16 protein-coding genes are annotated in these 15467 nt (G+C 32.6%); 4 read left to right on the forward strand and 12 right to left on the reverse strand.

What is annotated here, in order from left to right; all coding sequences use genetic code 11:
• The 8 genes from WFZ86_RS12000 to WFZ86_RS12035 form a co-directional block, all read right to left on the reverse strand.
• Positions 1 to 846 (reverse strand): hypothetical protein, encoded by an 846-nt coding sequence (locus WFZ86_RS12000; protein WP_342692138.1) that lies wholly within the window; start codon positions 844 to 846, stop codon positions 1 to 3.
• Positions 847 to 853: 7 nt separating this feature from the next.
• Positions 854 to 1399 (reverse strand): riboflavin biosynthesis intermediates N-glycosidase, encoded by a 546-nt coding sequence (locus tag WFZ86_RS12005; RefSeq protein ID WP_342692139.1) that lies wholly within the window; start codon positions 1397 to 1399, stop codon positions 854 to 856.
• A complete protein-coding gene (locus tag WFZ86_RS12010) occupies positions 1389 to 2357 on the reverse strand; it encodes an ADP-ribosylglycohydrolase family protein (protein WP_342692140.1) in 969 nt (322 codons plus the stop codon). Before WFZ86_RS12010 ends, WFZ86_RS12005 begins: the two co-directional genes overlap by 11 nt.
• A gap of 1 nt (position 2358) precedes the next feature.
• Complete coding sequence (locus WFZ86_RS12015; RefSeq protein WP_342692141.1) at positions 2359 to 2997, reverse strand: DUF4291 domain-containing protein; 639 nt, start codon at positions 2995 to 2997, stop codon at positions 2359 to 2361.
• Entirely contained in the window at positions 2972 to 3814 is an 843-nt protein-coding gene (locus WFZ86_RS12020; protein WP_342692142.1) for a TIGR02452 family protein, read from the reverse strand. Before WFZ86_RS12020 ends, WFZ86_RS12015 begins: the two co-directional genes overlap by 26 nt.
• 1 nt (position 3815) lies before the next feature.
• The gene (gene prs, locus WFZ86_RS12025) at positions 3816 to 4655 is read right to left on the reverse strand and encodes a ribose-phosphate diphosphokinase (RefSeq protein ID WP_342692143.1); all 840 of its coding nucleotides are present in this window, start codon (positions 4653 to 4655) and stop codon (positions 3816 to 3818) included.
• 74 nt (positions 4656 to 4729) lie between these two features.
• Positions 4730 to 5422 carry an NUDIX hydrolase gene (locus tag WFZ86_RS12030; protein WP_342692144.1) on the reverse strand — a complete coding sequence of 231 codons (693 nt, stop codon included), beginning with the start codon at positions 5420 to 5422 and terminating at the stop codon, positions 4730 to 4732.
• A gap of 97 nt (positions 5423 to 5519) precedes the next feature.
• Positions 5520 to 6416, reverse strand: coding sequence for a LysR family transcriptional regulator (locus WFZ86_RS12035; RefSeq protein ID WP_342692145.1), 897 nt, complete (start codon positions 6414 to 6416; stop codon positions 5520 to 5522).
• Positions 6417 to 6507: 91 nt separating this feature from the next.
• On the opposite strand from WFZ86_RS12035, the gene WFZ86_RS12040 reads away from it, so the two are divergent.
• From WFZ86_RS12040 to WFZ86_RS12050, 3 genes are all read left to right on the forward strand, one after another.
• Positions 6508 to 7275 carry a type 1 glutamine amidotransferase domain-containing protein gene (locus WFZ86_RS12040; RefSeq protein WP_342692146.1) on the forward strand — a complete coding sequence of 256 codons (768 nt, stop codon included), beginning with the start codon at positions 6508 to 6510 and terminating at the stop codon, positions 7273 to 7275.
• A gap of 102 nt (positions 7276 to 7377) precedes the next feature.
• Positions 7378 to 8541 carry an iron-containing alcohol dehydrogenase gene (locus WFZ86_RS12045; RefSeq protein WP_342692147.1) on the forward strand — a complete coding sequence of 388 codons (1164 nt, stop codon included), beginning with the start codon at positions 7378 to 7380 and terminating at the stop codon, positions 8539 to 8541.
• Positions 8542 to 8822: 281 nt separating this feature from the next.
• Positions 8823 to 9818: an NAD(P)H-dependent glycerol-3-phosphate dehydrogenase gene (locus WFZ86_RS12050; RefSeq protein WP_342692148.1), complete on the forward strand. Its 996-nt coding sequence runs from the start codon at positions 8823 to 8825 to the stop codon at positions 9816 to 9818.
• Between the two features lie 1075 nt (positions 9819 to 10893).
• Here the strand turns inward: WFZ86_RS12050 and WFZ86_RS12055 are convergent.
• The 3 genes from WFZ86_RS12055 to WFZ86_RS12065 all read right to left on the reverse strand — a co-directional run bounded on the left by WFZ86_RS12055 (position 10894) and on the right by WFZ86_RS12065 (position 12882).
• The gene (locus WFZ86_RS12055; protein ID WP_342692149.1) at positions 10894 to 11301 is read right to left on the reverse strand and encodes a hypothetical protein; all 408 of its coding nucleotides are present in this window, start codon (positions 11299 to 11301) and stop codon (positions 10894 to 10896) included.
• A gap of 90 nt (positions 11302 to 11391) precedes the next feature.
• Positions 11392 to 12411, reverse strand: a complete 1020-nt coding sequence (gene pheS / locus WFZ86_RS12060) for a phenylalanine--tRNA ligase subunit alpha (RefSeq protein ID WP_342692150.1) — start codon at positions 12409 to 12411, stop codon at positions 11392 to 11394.
• Between the two features lie 114 nt (positions 12412 to 12525).
• Positions 12526 to 12882 (reverse strand): hypothetical protein, encoded by a 357-nt coding sequence (locus tag WFZ86_RS12065; protein WP_342692151.1) that lies wholly within the window; start codon positions 12880 to 12882, stop codon positions 12526 to 12528.
• Between the two features lie 161 nt (positions 12883 to 13043).
• Here WFZ86_RS12065 and WFZ86_RS12070 point away from each other — a divergent pair, with 161 nt between their 5' ends.
• Positions 13044 to 13544 carry a CvpA family protein gene (locus tag WFZ86_RS12070; protein ID WP_159688593.1) on the forward strand — a complete coding sequence of 167 codons (501 nt, stop codon included), beginning with the start codon at positions 13044 to 13046 and terminating at the stop codon, positions 13542 to 13544.
• Positions 13545 to 13991: 447 nt separating this feature from the next.
• Here the strand turns inward: WFZ86_RS12070 and WFZ86_RS12075 are convergent, their stop codons facing one another.
• Positions 13992 to 15467: a RagB/SusD family nutrient uptake outer membrane protein gene (locus WFZ86_RS12075; RefSeq protein WP_342692152.1), complete on the reverse strand. Its 1476-nt coding sequence runs from the start codon at positions 15465 to 15467 to the stop codon at positions 13992 to 13994.

The following is a 15467-nucleotide window of genomic DNA, read 5'->3' on the forward strand; positions in this document are numbered from 1 at the left end:
TTATCTTATCCATTTAATATTATTATCATCGGATATACTGATTTCTGATTCAATTTTTTCAACTTCAACATATTTTTTATCTCCCATTCTCAGCATTTTGATTCGCTGAGCTGCATAAAACTTCATTTTTTCATCAACTACATCTGTTCTTAAAGCAAAATTAAATCCCTCTTTTGTATATTTTGTACTTGGATACAAAATACCATCGGCCTTATCTAATGAAAATACATAATTAGCAAAAGCTGAAGTAATCTTATAGTGATTTGAATTCTCTTTGATAGATGTAGAAAACTCTTTAGAGAAAAATTGAAGCAAACTTCTAACTACAAAAGCATTCTCGTCATTTTGAGAATCAATGATACTTTCAAAACTTTCAGTTGATTTATCAAATTCTGAATGTTGCCCTTTTATATTTTCATTAGTCAATAAATTAACCACAAATATATCTTCAGTTAAAATCCAAATTCCACTAGTAATATATTCAAAATCCTTTTCGTCATCCTCTCTCACAATGGAACTACTTTCTGCATATGAAATTATTTCATTATTTGAGCAATAAAATATTGATTGCCCTGGCTCATTAGCTCTACCAAAACTTTTTATATTTTGAATATCCCGACGATAAGAAAGTTGATCAACAGTTTCAAAAAAATCCTCATTTTCTTTATGTACTCTGCTTCTAACAAGTTTTGTTCCTTTCCTATAAATTGTAAATGGAACAGGAAACACTATAGAATCTAATATATTTTTAATATAAATATAGCTTTCAATGGATTCTTCATCTTTGGCTATTGATAATGAATTCAAAAAACGATCTAATTCTTTTTGGTCAAAATTCTTTTCCATAATTTAATTATCTCAATTCATCCCTAACTTCCATCAAAGCAAAACCCAATAAGTTCAATCCTTTCCATTGTTTGGGATTTTCTGCCTTTTCATTGTCACTAGAAAGTCCTATCCCCCAAATTCTATCAACAGGACTGGCTTCTACTAAAATTCTTTCTTTAGTATTCACAAGAAACGTTTTTAAATCCTTGTTCTGTTTAAACTTTTCTAAATTTCCTTGAATAACAATTTGTTCTCTTTTTTCCAGCCAAATTTTCTCGTCAAATCCTCTAACCTCTCTACCAATCGCTTTAGCTTCTGCGGGTGATTTTGCAACAATAATTTTAGAGTAATTTTCATTATCATTAAACAATAGTGCTTTTTGTGCCATCATCCAATGTTCGGCAGTAGGGTACTTTATATCGTTGATTACAAATGGAGAAGTCCACCATTGACTAAAACAAGAAGAAGTGATTTCTCCATTCTTGCTTTTTTGATGTCCCCAAAAAAACAAATATTTATATCTGCTTCCTTTTTCAAAGTCTTTTATTAGTTTTTCTAAATTATATTTCATAATTCTCGCTTAATTTATCACATAATTTTGTGATGTCATTTTTTCTTGCCAATACGTTGATCCATTCTTTTGGAATATTTTCGTAACCGTATAATATCCCTGCTAATCCTCCTGCAATTGCTCCTGTTGTGTCTGTGTCTTCTCCCAAGTTTACAGCTTTTAAAACTGTTTCTTCAAAAGAGTTTGAAGTCAATAGACACCAAATACTTGCCTCTAAACTACTTAGCACATAACCATTTGAACTTATTTCTTCTTCTTTTAATTCCGTAAATTTTTTCGGTTCTTGGTCTCCAATTTGATTTTCTAATACTCTATGAAATTTATCTATTTCTGATTGTGAGCAAATAGGATTATTTGTTAAAAAATCATTTACTATTTCTTTCATCTCTTCAAAAGCTTCCTCTTTACCTTTTCCTTTTAAAAGCAATAAAGCACATTCTATATAAATGAAACATGCAATTACTGACCTTATATGAGCGTGAGTAATGGATGAAACCTCTTTAACTGTGTCAAATCTTTTGGTGATACTGAAATTTTTCACATAAAAGGCTAAGGGTAGAATTCGCATTAGCGAACCATTTCCGTTATCTTCTTCAGATTTTCCACCCACTAATAATGGATTTGCTCCTCTTTCTATAGATTGAATAGCAAAGTTTGTGGCAATTCCGATGTCAAAAACACGACCGTGCGGTGTCCAAAGTTTTTCTTTTCTCCAAAGCACAAAATTGTTTGCAATATCTTTTATATTATAACCCTTGCATAAACTTTCTGCCAAACAAAATGTTAGGGAACTATCATCACTCCAAGTCCCCCTTGGTTGTGCGTGTGAGCCATTTTCTCGCATATTGGTTACCGGGAATCTAGCCAATAATTCTCTATCTTGAAATTCTACCGGAACTCCTAGTGCATCCCCAACAGCTACGCCAAATAATACGCTATGTATGATTTTTGTTTTCATTTTATATTAAAATTTTCAACATCTTATTTAACTCCATATCATCAAAAATTAAAGGTTTTTCTAGCGGAATTATTAGATTATCCAATTGATTATTGATAACATTGTGATGTTGTTGAGATACAAAATCACTAATGTCTTGTATCAATATAATATCATCTTTTGAAAATTTTTTTATAAATTCATTTCGAAGGCCTATTTGAATAGCTCTCCTTTCTAACTTCATACCATAAGGATCGTGGTCAGGATCCCATTGCAATCTAACATTAGATGTTTTAACTTGTTCTTGCCATTCTTCTTGATTAATACCAGTTGTTTGGTTAAAAGAAGAATAAACTGCGTTTCTGAGATAGTTTTCAAAAGCTTCTTTTCTCAAATGGATTGCTAAAACCGACTCTTGACCTTCTTTTGTTCCCCAACCATTTCTATACATCATCCAAAGAAAATTTGGTTTTATCCAAGTCATTCTTTCCATGCTAAATTCTCCACCGAAAAATTGATTTTTGACTGCGAAATCTCCAATCTCTTTTTTGTAGGATTGATAAACAAGAATCTTTTCATCATCGTATTGTGCCATAATATGGTAACCCGATTTTGGCCAATTCACTATCTGTTCGTTATATTTTTTTAATTCTATGTTCATTAAATGCGTTTTCAAAAATTTTGTAATTTATTTTCTTTTCCGAACTATCATAGATTGCAAATACGATTTTTTTAAATGCATTTCTGTATTTTGAATTGATGACTTCTTGAAAATATTTAGCAACATCAGTAGGTTCGTTTCTAAAAACACCGCAACCCCAAGCTCCAAGTATTAAACATTCTATCCTTTGTTGGTTTGCAATTGCTAAAACGTTATCAATTCTATCTTTAAAAACTATATTGATGTTTTTTAATTCTTCCGTTCTATTGTGTTGTAACATAGCTCCTTTATTTGGTGCTGGAGAAGTTATAATATCTGCGACTAGTATTTTATTCAAAAAATGGCCTTCATCATCAAACCAAAAAACAACTTCTGGACTATAAATCATATAATCTGAATATAAAAAAGAAAGCTCATTTTTATGATATTCATACATTGCTTTGTCTTTGGACAAAGATTTATATAAGCTTGATGACCTAGCGAGGCTTTCTTCTTGTGCCGATGCTCCGCCTAAAAAACCTCCCCCTGGATTCTTTGCTGATGCAAAATTTAAAACTCCAATTTTTAGATTCTCTTCTTCTGTAATCGCTTGTATTGTAGAACAATTTTTAATGACTATGTCAACTTCAAAATCATTCTTTATAATGTTTTTATTTTTTATTTCAGAAAATTCGCTTGGATGTACAGTAAAAGTTTTAGCTAATGATTCTTCTATTTTGTCTTTTAAATTTATTTCGGTATTCCCTATTGTATAAGTTCCAGTTTCTAGAATATCTAGTGTCCTATTTGCTATATTTTGTCTGTTATTCTTATTCATTTTATGTAATATTCTGTAATTTTAATCCTATCACTTCAACACGCTCACCTTCAAAATCTTTAAATGAATTGGTGGTAAATATTTTCTCAAAACAATCCAAAACAGCAAATCCTTTATTAAAAATCCCGTGGCTAACCGCCAAATATAACTTACCGGCATTCTTGTTTTTCAGCTCTTCAGCAAGACCTACAAAAGTTCCGCCACCGTCACAAATATCATCCACAATCAAACAATCGGCTCCCTGTAAATCATCATTATAGACTTTAAAACCAGATAATCTTCCTGTTTTTACATCACGGCTTTTACTGCATTCCACTACTTCAACTCCGCCTAGAAATTCTGAAACTTTATAAATTTTCTTCAAAGCACCTCCATCTGGAGAAATTAATTTGACTTCGTTTCCAATTGCTTTTACAACCGTTTCAATAAAAGTATGATTCGGAATCACTTCGCAATTATTTACTAATGCTGGAGTGACTTCAGAATGTGCATCAAATACAAACACTTTATCGAATTGCATTCCATTAATAATATCGGCATACACTTTTACCGATAATGGCTCACCTTTAATCATCACTCTATCCTGTCTTGCTGCGGGAAAATAGGGAATAAAAAGCTCCATGTTTTTCACATCCATTCTACGTAAAGCATCAACTGCAATGCACAATAATCCTAAATCGTTGAAAGAATTTAATCGATGTGTAAGGGTTACTTTTTGAGTAGTATCAAAATCAGGATTAATCTTAATATGAGGTTCTCCTCCTGAAAAAGTAAAATTTTGGAAAATGATTTCAGGCTGAGCGGTAAATGGTCTGAAATTTGGGTCTAAATTCAGTATCATAGTTTATTAATTTGCGTTAATTTTACGCAAATATAAATAGTATATTTTAATAAACAATTTATTTTGTGTAAAAATTACGCAAACTTTATTTCGAAGTGAAAGCCTTTATCCAATAAAGCATTGTATTTCTGTTTGTTAAACTTGAATAATTTTGCAGGTCTCCCACTTTTTAAAGGAGAAAAATGATCAGTTTCTTCAACAATTTCAAAGCTTAGTATTTTTTTTCTAAAGTTTCTGCGATCAATTTCTTTTTCCAGAATGGTACAGTATAAATTTTCAAGCTCTGAGAATAAGAATACTTTAGGCAACAAATCAAATCCTATAGGTTCATAAGTGAGTTTTGCTTTTAATCGCTCCATTGCCTTACCTAAAATAATGGTATGATCAAAAGCTAAAGCTGGCACTTCATCAATTTTAAACCATTGTGCATTTTCAGCATCCGAATCAGCTTTTACATTTAGTTTTGAGGAATCCACTAAGGCAAAATAAGCGACTGAAATGACACGATTTCTGGGGTCACGAAACACATCGTCCCCGAAAGTAAACAACTGTTCAAAATAATTAACGCTAATGTTCGTTTCTTCTTTCAGCTCTCTTTTCACAGCATCTTCCAAGGATTCATCGTTTTGTACTAAACCTCCAGGCAATGCCCAATAAGAATCTTTTGTTCCAAATTTTTGCTGAATTAACAATACATAAAGCTGATTGTTTTGGTAACCAAAAACTATTGCATCAACAGCAACTTTTATATTTTGATTTTCACTCATATTCTAAATGCGTAAGATTTAAACAAATATAGCAATAGTTTTATACTTCTAATTTTATTAATTATCTGCTTAAGTTTTTAAATTATACAAGAACTATTTATGCTAATTCCTCTTTCAAAACCGAAGCCATTTCTTGAGTAATTGTAGTTAACTGATCATTTTTACCCGATAACAAAAAAACAGTCGTTTCCGGCATTTTGGGGCTATCCCAAACCAATTGTAATTCTTTATTTTGAATTTTAGTTTTGGCATTGCAATCCCAAACCACACTTACCCCCGTGTTTTGGGCCAATATGTCTAGCATTTCGTTTTCGGATGGTATAATATAATTAGCTACTATAGCTGGTCGCTTTTTATTGAACACGTGCAACCAAAACAACTTAATATGTGGTATCCCTGAATCATGACTGTACCAACGTTGATCGTTCAACCAATTCTCAACAGCTGTCCAATCTTCAGCGTGTATTTTAGTAGTTAGTTCTAGAATTTGGATATCTGGTGTAGCCACAATCACTTGCTTAATAGCACCAACTTGCTGCTGAAGGGTATCAAAAGTGTCATACTGTTTGGTTACTATGGCAAAATCTATTTTTTTGGAATTTACTAAATCAAATAAAACATCATTGGTGCCAAAAGTGAAATCAATAAAATCAAATTTTGCGACCAATGAAGCACCAAAACAACTCATCAAATGTTTTGAAACCCCAATCGAAACTAATCGATTTGCATTAAAGGCTTTAGCTCGAAAACCATTTTCTACATTTTCTAAACGATCCAAAGCATCAATGATCAAGTTATTGAGTAACTTTGCGTATTCCGTAGGCTCTACCCCTTTTGATTTACGGTTGAAAAGCGTATACCCTACATGCGCCTCTAACATAGCAATTTGCTGACTAACTGCGGGCTGACTAATAAACAACTCCTTGGCCGCCAAAGAAAAATTTCCGTTTTTATACACCGATTTAAAGGTGCGATACCATTCTAAGTTAACCATGATATAAATATATTTATCACAAACATAATTTAAATTATTTTTACTAATAACATATTCGCTATAAATTTGTACTCCCAAAATAAAACAAGCGATGAAAAAAACTGCCTTATTAACGATTTTAGTAATAACCTTGAGTTGCTTTATTGCAACTGCACAAAAACAAAATAAAAAGATGAAAAAAGTATTATTTGTAGTTACCAGTCATGATCAATTAGGTAACACAGGAGAAAAAACAGGATTTTGGACGGAGGAGTTTGCTGCTCCTTATTATGCATTGGCCGACAAAGGAATTCAAATTGACATAGCTACTCCACTTGGCGGACAACCTCCAATCGATCCTAAAAGTGCTGATCCAGCATCAGCTACTGAGGACACCAAACGTTTTGATACCGATACCGCATTGTTAGCAAAACTTAAAAACACTAAAAAATTATCAGAAGTTTCTCCATCGGATTATGATGCTGTTTTTTATCCTGGAGGACACGGTCCATTATGGGATTTGGCTGAGGATTCAACTTCTTCAGACTTAATTGCTACTTTTTACACACAAAACAAACCTATAGCATTTGTATGTCATGCACCAGCGGCCTTAAAAAACGTAAAAGTAAATGGAGATTTCTTGGTAAAAGGTAAAAAAGTGACTGGCTTTACGAACTCCGAAGAAGCAGCTGTGGGATTGACCAATATCGTACCATTTTTGGTGGAAGATATGTTGCAAAAAAATGGTGGTTCTTATAGTAAAGCTGGCGATTGGCAATCCTACGCCGTAGAAGATGGTTTATTGATTACAGGACAAAATCCTGCTTCATCAAAATTAGTTGCCGAAAAATTATTGGCTCAATTGAATGCAAAAAAATAAGAGAAAGTCTCTAATACGCTGAGAAACTAAGTTACTAAGCTTTAAATGTATTTTAAAAACTCAGAATCTTAGTAACTTAGTAACTCTTTAAAAAAAAACATCATGTTAAACTTCGAATTATACAATCCTACGAATTTAATTTTCGGAAAGGGACAAATAGAAAAAATAGCGACCTTGATTCCTGCAGAAGCAAAAATCTTGATTGCTTACGGTGGGGGAAGTATCTTCAAAAACGGTATTTATGATCAAGTAAAAGCAGCGCTTCCTGATCGAAATATCGTTGAATTTGGCGGTATTGAACCCAATCCTCATTACGAAACGCTAATGAAAGCGGTAACGGTAATCAAAGAACAAAACATCGATTTCATTTTGGCTGTGGGTGGCGGAAGCGTAATTGATGGGGTAAAATTCATATCAGCTGCTGTTCATTTTGAAGGTAACCCGATGGATATTCTACAAAAAAGATTACTCATCAAAGACCTTAGCAAAGTAGTTCCTTTTGGAACGGTATTAACCATTCCAGCAACAGGATCAGAAATGAATTCAGGTTCTGTTGTAACGATTGAAGCTACACAAGAAAAATTGGCTTTTGGCGGAAGCGCTTTGTTTCCAAAATTTTCTATTTGTGATCCAACAGTTATTGTTTCATTACCAAAGCGTCAATTACAAAATGGCGTTGTAGACGCCTACACACACGTATTAGAACAATACTTGACCTATCCGCATGAAGGTTTTTTACAAGATCGAATCTCCGAAAGTATTTTGCAAACACTAATCGAAATTGGTCCCAAAGTAGTAGAGGATCCAACAAATTATGCTTTGGCCTCTAACTTTATGTGGAGCTGTACTATGGCGCTCAACGGACTGATCCAAAAAGGGGTTCCTAGCGACTGGGCTACGCACATGATTGGTCACGAGCTTACCGCTTTGTATGGTATTGATCATGCAAGAACATTAGCCATCATTGGGCCTAACTTATATAAGGTTATGTTCGAAACCAAAAAAGGGAAACTTGCGCAATATGGTAAACGTATATTTAATTTAACTGGAACTGAAGACGAAATTGCTCAAGAGGCCATCAATAAAACAGTAGCCTTTTTTCACACGATGGGAATGCAAACCCAATTGTCTGAATACACCAAAGAGTTTGACACTACAGCCGATTTTATTGCCAATCGTTTTGAAGAAAGAGGATGGAAAGGTTTGGGAGAAAAACAAAATATCACTCCAGAAAAAGTTAGAGAGATAGTAACGGCAAGTTATTAAGGCAATAAAAAAAGGCGTTTTACCAAAAGTAAAGCGCCTTTTTCAATTACTAAAAACAAAACTAACTAAACCAAACATAATTTTTAATCAATAAAAATCTAATTACTAATAACTTACAACGTAAAGCTCCACTATTTATTGTGCAAAAAAAATATTTTTTTTGCACTAATTAAAAAATTGCCAAAATCAATACTCGAAGCTTTAAAAACAACCTCAAGAATCGAAATTAATTTGTATAATTACTAGTATTTTGAGTACTTTTGATGAAATTTAATAAAAAAATGGCCGATAAATTAAAATTTGCAGTAATTGGTGGTGGAAGCTGGGCAACTGCTATTGCTAAAATGTTATGTGTGAACCAAAAAGAAATTTGCTGGTACATGCGAAACGAAGTCGCTATCGATCACATTAAAACCTACAAACACAACCCTAATTACTTGAGTTCGGTTGAATTTGACACTAACAAACTTATTCTTACTTCGGATATTAATGAAGCAGTAGCGTATGCAGATTACTTAATTTTTGCAATCCCTTCGGCTTTTTTAGAGGCAGAATTAGCTAAAATAACAGTTCCATTAAAAGATAAAATCATTTTCTCAGCCATCAAAGGGATTGTTCCAGAAACCAGTTTGATTGTTGGCGAACATTTTCACATTCAATACGATATTCCTTACTACAACATTGGCGTAATTACTGGGCCATGCCACGCGGAAGAAGTTGCCTTAGAACGACTTTCTTATCTTACAATTGCCTGTGGTGATCCCGACAAAGCTAAGTTAGTTGCCTTAAATTTATCTAGTAATTACATCAAAGCAAAAATATCAGACGACATCATAGGGACAGAATATGCGGCCATGTTAAAAAATATCTACTCTATTGCTGCGGGAATTGCACATGGTTTAGGTTATGGCGATAACTTTCAATCGGTAATCATGAGTAATGCGATTCGTGAAATGAAGAAATTTATCAGAAAAGTTCACAAAATGAAGCGCAACATCAATGATTCTGCTTATTTAGGTGATTTATTAGTTACCGGTTATTCCATCTTTTCAAGAAACCGTATGTTTGGGAATATGATTGGTAAAGGCTATACTGTTCAAGCAGCTATGATGGAAATGAGTATGGTCGCCGAAGGATATTATGCCGTAAAAAGTGCATACAAATTGAACCAAGGCTATGGAGCCAAAACGCCAATTATAGATGCCGTCTATCAAATTCTATATGAAGGAAAAGAAGCCAAAGCCGTCTTTAAAAAACTAACAGAAGAATTAGATTAAACAACCATAAAACTATGCTTGATAGAAAAATAAAAAATGACATCTGCTGGGGGACAGATGTCATTTTCACAAAAAACACATAACTAACTAAATATAACAACCATTAAAACCATTATTCAAAAATCATTTCTATTTAATCAAAAACAATTTACGTGCCTAACTAAAAAAACCTTTATTTTAAAGGGATTGTACTATATTTAAAATCTTGAAAGTGTCCAATTAATGGAAAATTTTTCAAATTTTGGATAAAAAAGATACCATTAAAATTACAATCCGTCTTATATAATATAAATTGCAACAGACCATCTTAAGATTACAATATCTACAAAAAACAAGCACTTCTTCCATTTTTGCTTTCATTGATGCTATTAGCTTTGTTTTTTTTTTGAATTATAACTTTACCCTAATTCTGAATTAGAAATTTCCTACAACTAAATTTTTATTCAAAATCAAGAACTTTTTTCACGAATTTATATTTATAGTGAAATTCAAGATGCACTACACTTGGTTCTCCCATTTTTGAATTCAAAATACAAAAGTATTAGCTCATCAGTTTATATAACGTATAGGTATTCACTGAACTTTGTTTCCTTCTTCAAAAATAGAGCGAGAGCTCTTTTTTATTGAATAATTGAGTTTAGCGACGAAGTCCTGTGCAGTATCTAAATTTAAATAATTCATTATTAAATTTTACAATAATTTAGTTTCATATTAATATCTCTAAAAGTTATGGTTTTTAAACATAATACAAGCACCTAACTATTTGATGATAAAAAGAAACAGGCATATAACTCAAAAAAAAAAATGACATCTGATGGGGGACAGATGCCATTTTCGCTAAAAACACATAACTAACTAAATATAACAACCATTAAAACCTTTTCTTTAAAATCATTCTCTACTTACTTAAAAACAATTGGCATGCCAAACTAAAAAACCCTTTGTTTTAAAGGGATTGCAGTTCGGAAACCAACTTGAAACTGTCCAATTAATGGATTTTATTTCAAAATTTGGACAAAAAAAGATGCCATTGGAATTCCCAATGGCATCTTTCTTAGCATAAATTATCAATAGATTATCTTACAATTACTCCATCTACGAAAAGAATAGGCACTTCTTCCATTTCAGATTCGTTGATGCTATTAGCTTTAAATATAAATTTTTTATCGTACAACGTTCCGTCAATAAAATACGTGACCATAAACTCGTTATTGAGCGTAAGTACACTTTTCTCAATCATTTCTATTTTAACGACAGAAACAGCTGGTATTTCAACGAAAGCGTGACGCAAAAGCGATGTTTTCTTCATTTCTCCATCAATCGTTCCAAAAGCTTTAGAAACGACCATAATGCCTTCTAAATTAAAATCACTATCGTTTACCAAGTAGGCGTACCACACTTTTTCCATAAAGTCGTCGCTCCATTCTTGAACGGCAGCAATAAAAACATTTTCTACTACAGGTATGATGATGTCTTTTTTCATATTATAAAAAGTGAGTCCCTAGTACTTAGCCCTCAGTCAATAAATGCTATGACTAAAAAAGACTAACTGCTAAGGACTATTAACTAGTTACTAAATAATCGATTTAAATTGCTCTAAGAAACGCACATCGTTTTCATAAAACATACGGATATCACCAATTTGATACAACAACATAGCGATACGCTCTACTCCCATTCCGAAAGCAAAACCGTTGTATTCATCCGGATTGATACCACAATTGGTCAAAACATTAGGGTCTACCATTCCGCAACCACCAATCTCTAACCAACCAGTACCTTTGGTAATACGATAATCCGTTTCGGTTTTTAATCCCCAATAAATATCTATTTCGGCACTTGGTTCCGTAAACGGAAAATAAGAAGGTCTAAGGCGTATTTTTGACTTACCGAACATTTCCTTTGTAAAATACAAAAGCGTTTGTTTTAAGTCAGCAAAAGACACATCCTTGTCGATATACAACCCTTCTACCTGATGAAAGATACAGTGTGAACGAGATGAAATGGCTTCGTTACGAAATACACGTCCTGGAGAAATCGTACGAATAGGTGGTTTGTTGTTTTCCATATAGCGCACCTGAACCGATGAAGTATGCGTACGCAGCAACACATCAGGATTGGTTTGAATGAAAAAAGTATCCTGCATATCACGAGCTGGATGGTATTCTGGTAAGTTCAATGCAGTAAAATTATGCCAATCGTCCTCGATTTCTGGTCCCTCAGAAACATTGAAACCTATGGTAGAGAAAATATCAATAATTTGATTTTTTACTAAGGATATCGGGTGACGAGAACCAATAGTAATAGGCTCGCCCGTACGGGTTAAATCACCATAAATGCCCTTACTTTCTTGTTGATTCTCTAAACCTTCCTGAATTGATTTTACTTTTTCTTCTGCAGTAGTTTTCAGTAAATTAATAACTTGTCCAAATTCTTTTTTCTGTTCGTTAGGAACATTTTTGAACTCGGCAAACAACTCTCTCAAAAGTCCTTTACTACCTAAAAACTTAATCCTGAAAGCTTCTAATTCAGCACCATTTTGAGTAGAAAATGCTTGTGCTTCTGCAATGTATTCTTTAATCTTGTCTATCATTTTCATTCCATAATTGAGGTGCAAATTTAGCTTTTTTTGGTGACTAGTGAAAAGTAATTAGAGAATAGTCCAAAAAAACACATATTGCAAATCAGTAGTTGCTTTTCACTATAACTAATCAATCACTTCACGTTCTACGAAATAATTCACAATGGCTTCTTTCATCAAAACGGTTTGTTCACCGGCTTTCAAAGGTGGTAATTCCTCTTTTACTTTATAATGTGGCCAACCCTCTTCATCAAAAAAGTCAAACTCATAAAATCCATAGGGTTCGAGCAGCCTACAAATAGCAATGTGCATTAAATTGACCTTTTCGTCTTTCTTAAACTCGCGGTGCACTTGACCTAACTCTTGTACTCCAATGAGGTAAATAATGGCGTCTAAATCCAAATCTTCGCCTTGCGAAAACCGATCCGACAATAGGGTAACTAAGCGTTCCCAACGTTCTTTTAACTGTATATCTCTAGTCATTATTTTAAATTTAAGAAAAGAATTAAATGAATATAGGATTTGCGTACAAATACTTCTTATTTAATTCAAACTATTTTCCGCAAAGATAAGCACTTGAAAATTGAGTTACGGTATCGTCTATTTCTTTTATATTTGCCGTTTTAATTTTTTACCCTTAAAATATGACTTTTTTTGATCTTTTAATCGGTGGTTTATTGGCTTATGCCTTATTCAAAGGCATTCAAAACGGACTTTTTGCCGAATTGGCTTCTTTGGTTTCTTTGTTGATTGGAATTTACGTAGCGGTAAAATTCTCAGCACTTATGGCATCCATAATTTCAAGTATTGTAAAATGGAATCCTTATACTATACAGATAGTGGCTTTTATACTGACTTTCATTGTAGTGGTTGTTGGTATCTATATGCTCAGTAAATTCTTTACGGGTCTAGCCGATTTTGCTTATCTAGGTTGGATCAATAAAGTAGGTGGTGGCGTATTTCGAGTGTTGAAATTTGTACTGATTATCAGTGTATTTTTGACGATTTTCGAAAAAATCAATTACCATAATTTCTTAGCTAAAAAAGAAACCTTAGATAAATCACTATTTTTTAATCCCATACAAAAAACTTCTGCTTTTATTTTTCCTTCTTTAGAAAAGCTATACGATAAAGCTAAAAAATAAGAACTACATTTTTAAATTATACAAAAGCGCCCTTGGAATGCAGAATTTCAAGGGCGCATTTTATTATAAATTGTTAACTTATTGTACTTCTTTAATCTCATTTTCTTGTAAAAGCTTTACCTAAAAATAAGGTTGGTAATGGCTAAAAATAATTTTAAAAATAAAAAAGACAAGTAGGCTAAAACAATAATTATACAGAGAATCATACTTAACAGATAATTGAGTATAATTATTATATTAAATTAACTTAAAATAACTTTTTCAAGTAAAGATAACCTCAAATATTTCTAATCAAATTATGTCTTATCTGCAAATAGTAAACTTAAATAGAATAGAATCATCTCATCTATTTGTAACTGGTGTGTAAATCAACTATTGTCCACATTAAAACTCAATCTCTTTCATTAAAAAAAAAGGCTGTCAAAAATGACAGCCCCTTCGTTATACTTACAATTCGTTTTGTTTGAGTAATGGATTTGCATTAATCTCAGCAATAGGAATTAACCATTGCCATCTTTTATCTCCTGCTGGAACATTTAAAACACCTCCAACAAGTGAAGAGTTATGATTTGCTCCAGTTCTATCTAATGCAGCATTAGTTCTTTTTAAATCAAAAAATCTAAAACCTTCGCCCCAAAGTTCAATTCTTCTTTGTAACAAAATCTCATTAACCAAAGCATCTCCTGTATTTGTAGACAAAACATAAGATGGGTTTCTATTAGAGACTAAAGTAAATAAAACTTGATTTGCATCAGCTAAACCTAATCTTGCTTTTGCTTCTGCTTCAATAAGATACATTTCCGCAACCCTCATATAAGGAACATCACATCTACTATCTCCAGTACTAACCGATAAAAACTTCTGACTAGTATACGGAAATTTACTGTAACTTGAAGCCAATACTAAGTCAGTATGCTGACCTGTCTTGTCAAATATCTTTGACCTAACATCAGTACTAGGAATTAAATTATAAAGCTTGCTATTAATTGCCTTAGGACAAGAACGAATAACAGTAGAATTATAATTTCTAGACATAAAGGCACCAAAATTACCAAAATAGTCTGTATGTACTTCACTAATATGACTACCCCACATCCATTCTTTCGCACTATAATCATTAAACCCTTTTAGATATTCTTCGTTAGTCATTAAAGACAACCCAGATTTTGCTTTATTAGCATAATCAGCCGCAATAGCCCAGTTTCCTTGTGTTAAAGCAACTCTAGCTTTTAAACCTTGAGCAACGCTTAAATTTAGATGAGAGTTATTAGGCCTTTTATAAGCAACAAGTAAAACATTTGCTTCATCTAAATCTTTATTAATTTGGGCATAAACTTCTTCTACAGTAGCACGAGGCACTGGATCGTAGCCAACTGTTAAAACTAATGGAACACCCATTTGATCATTAACCGCACCATTAACATACCTTTTGCCATACAATTGTACTAATTGATAGTAAGAAAAAGCTCTATACAATAATGCTTGACCTTTTATTATATTTTTTTCTGCTAAAGTACCAACAGCTGAATCTGTATTATTTATTATTGTATTAGCATTTCTAATTACTCTATAATAAGTTCTATAAGGAAACCTAATTTCAGCTGAGTTAACATTAGCAACACCTGTCCAGTTATAAACAGTCAAAAACCAACTATTAGAAGCAGTAAAAACAACATCATCACCAACAATGTCTGCTTGTTGCATTAATGACCCCAACCCATTATGACTTTGATTATCCTCATATCTAATGTATAAGGATCTATGAATACCATTCAAAAATGCCATTAAACCATCTGTTGTACCAACAGCAGCCTCTGTATCTACAAATTCCGTTGGTTTCTTATCCAAAAAATCCTCTGAACAAGAAACAATAGTAAGTACTAATGTTACTAAGAATATATTTTTAAAAAAATTTGCTTTCAT

The sequence above is a fragment of the Flavobacterium polysaccharolyticum genome, from assembly GCF_038739875.1.
In the GTDB taxonomy this organism is placed as follows: domain Bacteria; phylum Bacteroidota; class Bacteroidia; order Flavobacteriales; family Flavobacteriaceae; genus Flavobacterium; species Flavobacterium polysaccharolyticum.

Bases quoted from the DNA above. Each gene is read 5' to 3' on its own strand.
- WFZ86_RS12050 (WP_342692148.1), top strand. From the start codon at position 8,823: ATGGCCGATAAATTAAAATTTGCAGTAATTGGTGGTGGAAGCTGGGCA.
- WFZ86_RS12000 (WP_342692138.1), bottom strand. From the start codon at position 846: ATGGAAAAGAATTTTGACCAAAAAGAATTAGATCGTTTTTTGAATTCA.
- WFZ86_RS12065 (WP_342692151.1), bottom strand. From the start codon at position 12,882: ATGACTAGAGATATACAGTTAAAAGAACGTTGGGAACGCTTAGTTACC.
- prs (WP_342692143.1), bottom strand. From the start codon at position 4,655: ATGATACTGAATTTAGACCCAAATTTCAGACCATTTACCGCTCAGCCT.
- WFZ86_RS12020 (WP_342692142.1), bottom strand. From the start codon at position 3,814: ATGAATAAGAATAACAGACAAAATATAGCAAATAGGACACTAGATATT.
- WFZ86_RS12005 (WP_342692139.1), bottom strand. From the start codon at position 1,399: ATGAAATATAATTTAGAAAAACTAATAAAAGACTTTGAAAAAGGAAGC.
- WFZ86_RS12070 (WP_159688593.1), top strand. From the start codon at position 13,044: ATGACTTTTTTTGATCTTTTAATCGGTGGTTTATTGGCTTATGCCTTA.
- WFZ86_RS12010 (WP_342692140.1), bottom strand. From the start codon at position 2,357: ATGAAAACAAAAATCATACATAGCGTATTATTTGGCGTAGCTGTTGGG.
- WFZ86_RS12030 (WP_342692144.1), bottom strand. From the start codon at position 5,422: ATGAGTGAAAATCAAAATATAAAAGTTGCTGTTGATGCAATAGTTTTT.
- WFZ86_RS12055 (WP_342692149.1), bottom strand. From the start codon at position 11,301: ATGAAAAAAGACATCATCATACCTGTAGTAGAAAATGTTTTTATTGCT.
- pheS (WP_342692150.1), bottom strand. From the start codon at position 12,411: ATGATAGACAAGATTAAAGAATACATTGCAGAAGCACAAGCATTTTCT.
- WFZ86_RS12015 (WP_342692141.1), bottom strand. From the start codon at position 2,997: ATGAACATAGAATTAAAAAAATATAACGAACAGATAGTGAATTGGCCA.
- WFZ86_RS12035 (WP_342692145.1), bottom strand. From the start codon at position 6,416: ATGGTTAACTTAGAATGGTATCGCACCTTTAAATCGGTGTATAAAAAC.
- WFZ86_RS12045 (WP_342692147.1), top strand. From the start codon at position 7,378: ATGTTAAACTTCGAATTATACAATCCTACGAATTTAATTTTCGGAAAG.
- WFZ86_RS12075 (WP_342692152.1), bottom strand. From the start codon at position 15,467: ATGAAAGCAAATTTTTTTAAAAATATATTCTTAGTAACATTAGTACTT.
- WFZ86_RS12040 (WP_342692146.1), top strand. From the start codon at position 6,508: ATGAAAAAAACTGCCTTATTAACGATTTTAGTAATAACCTTGAGTTGC.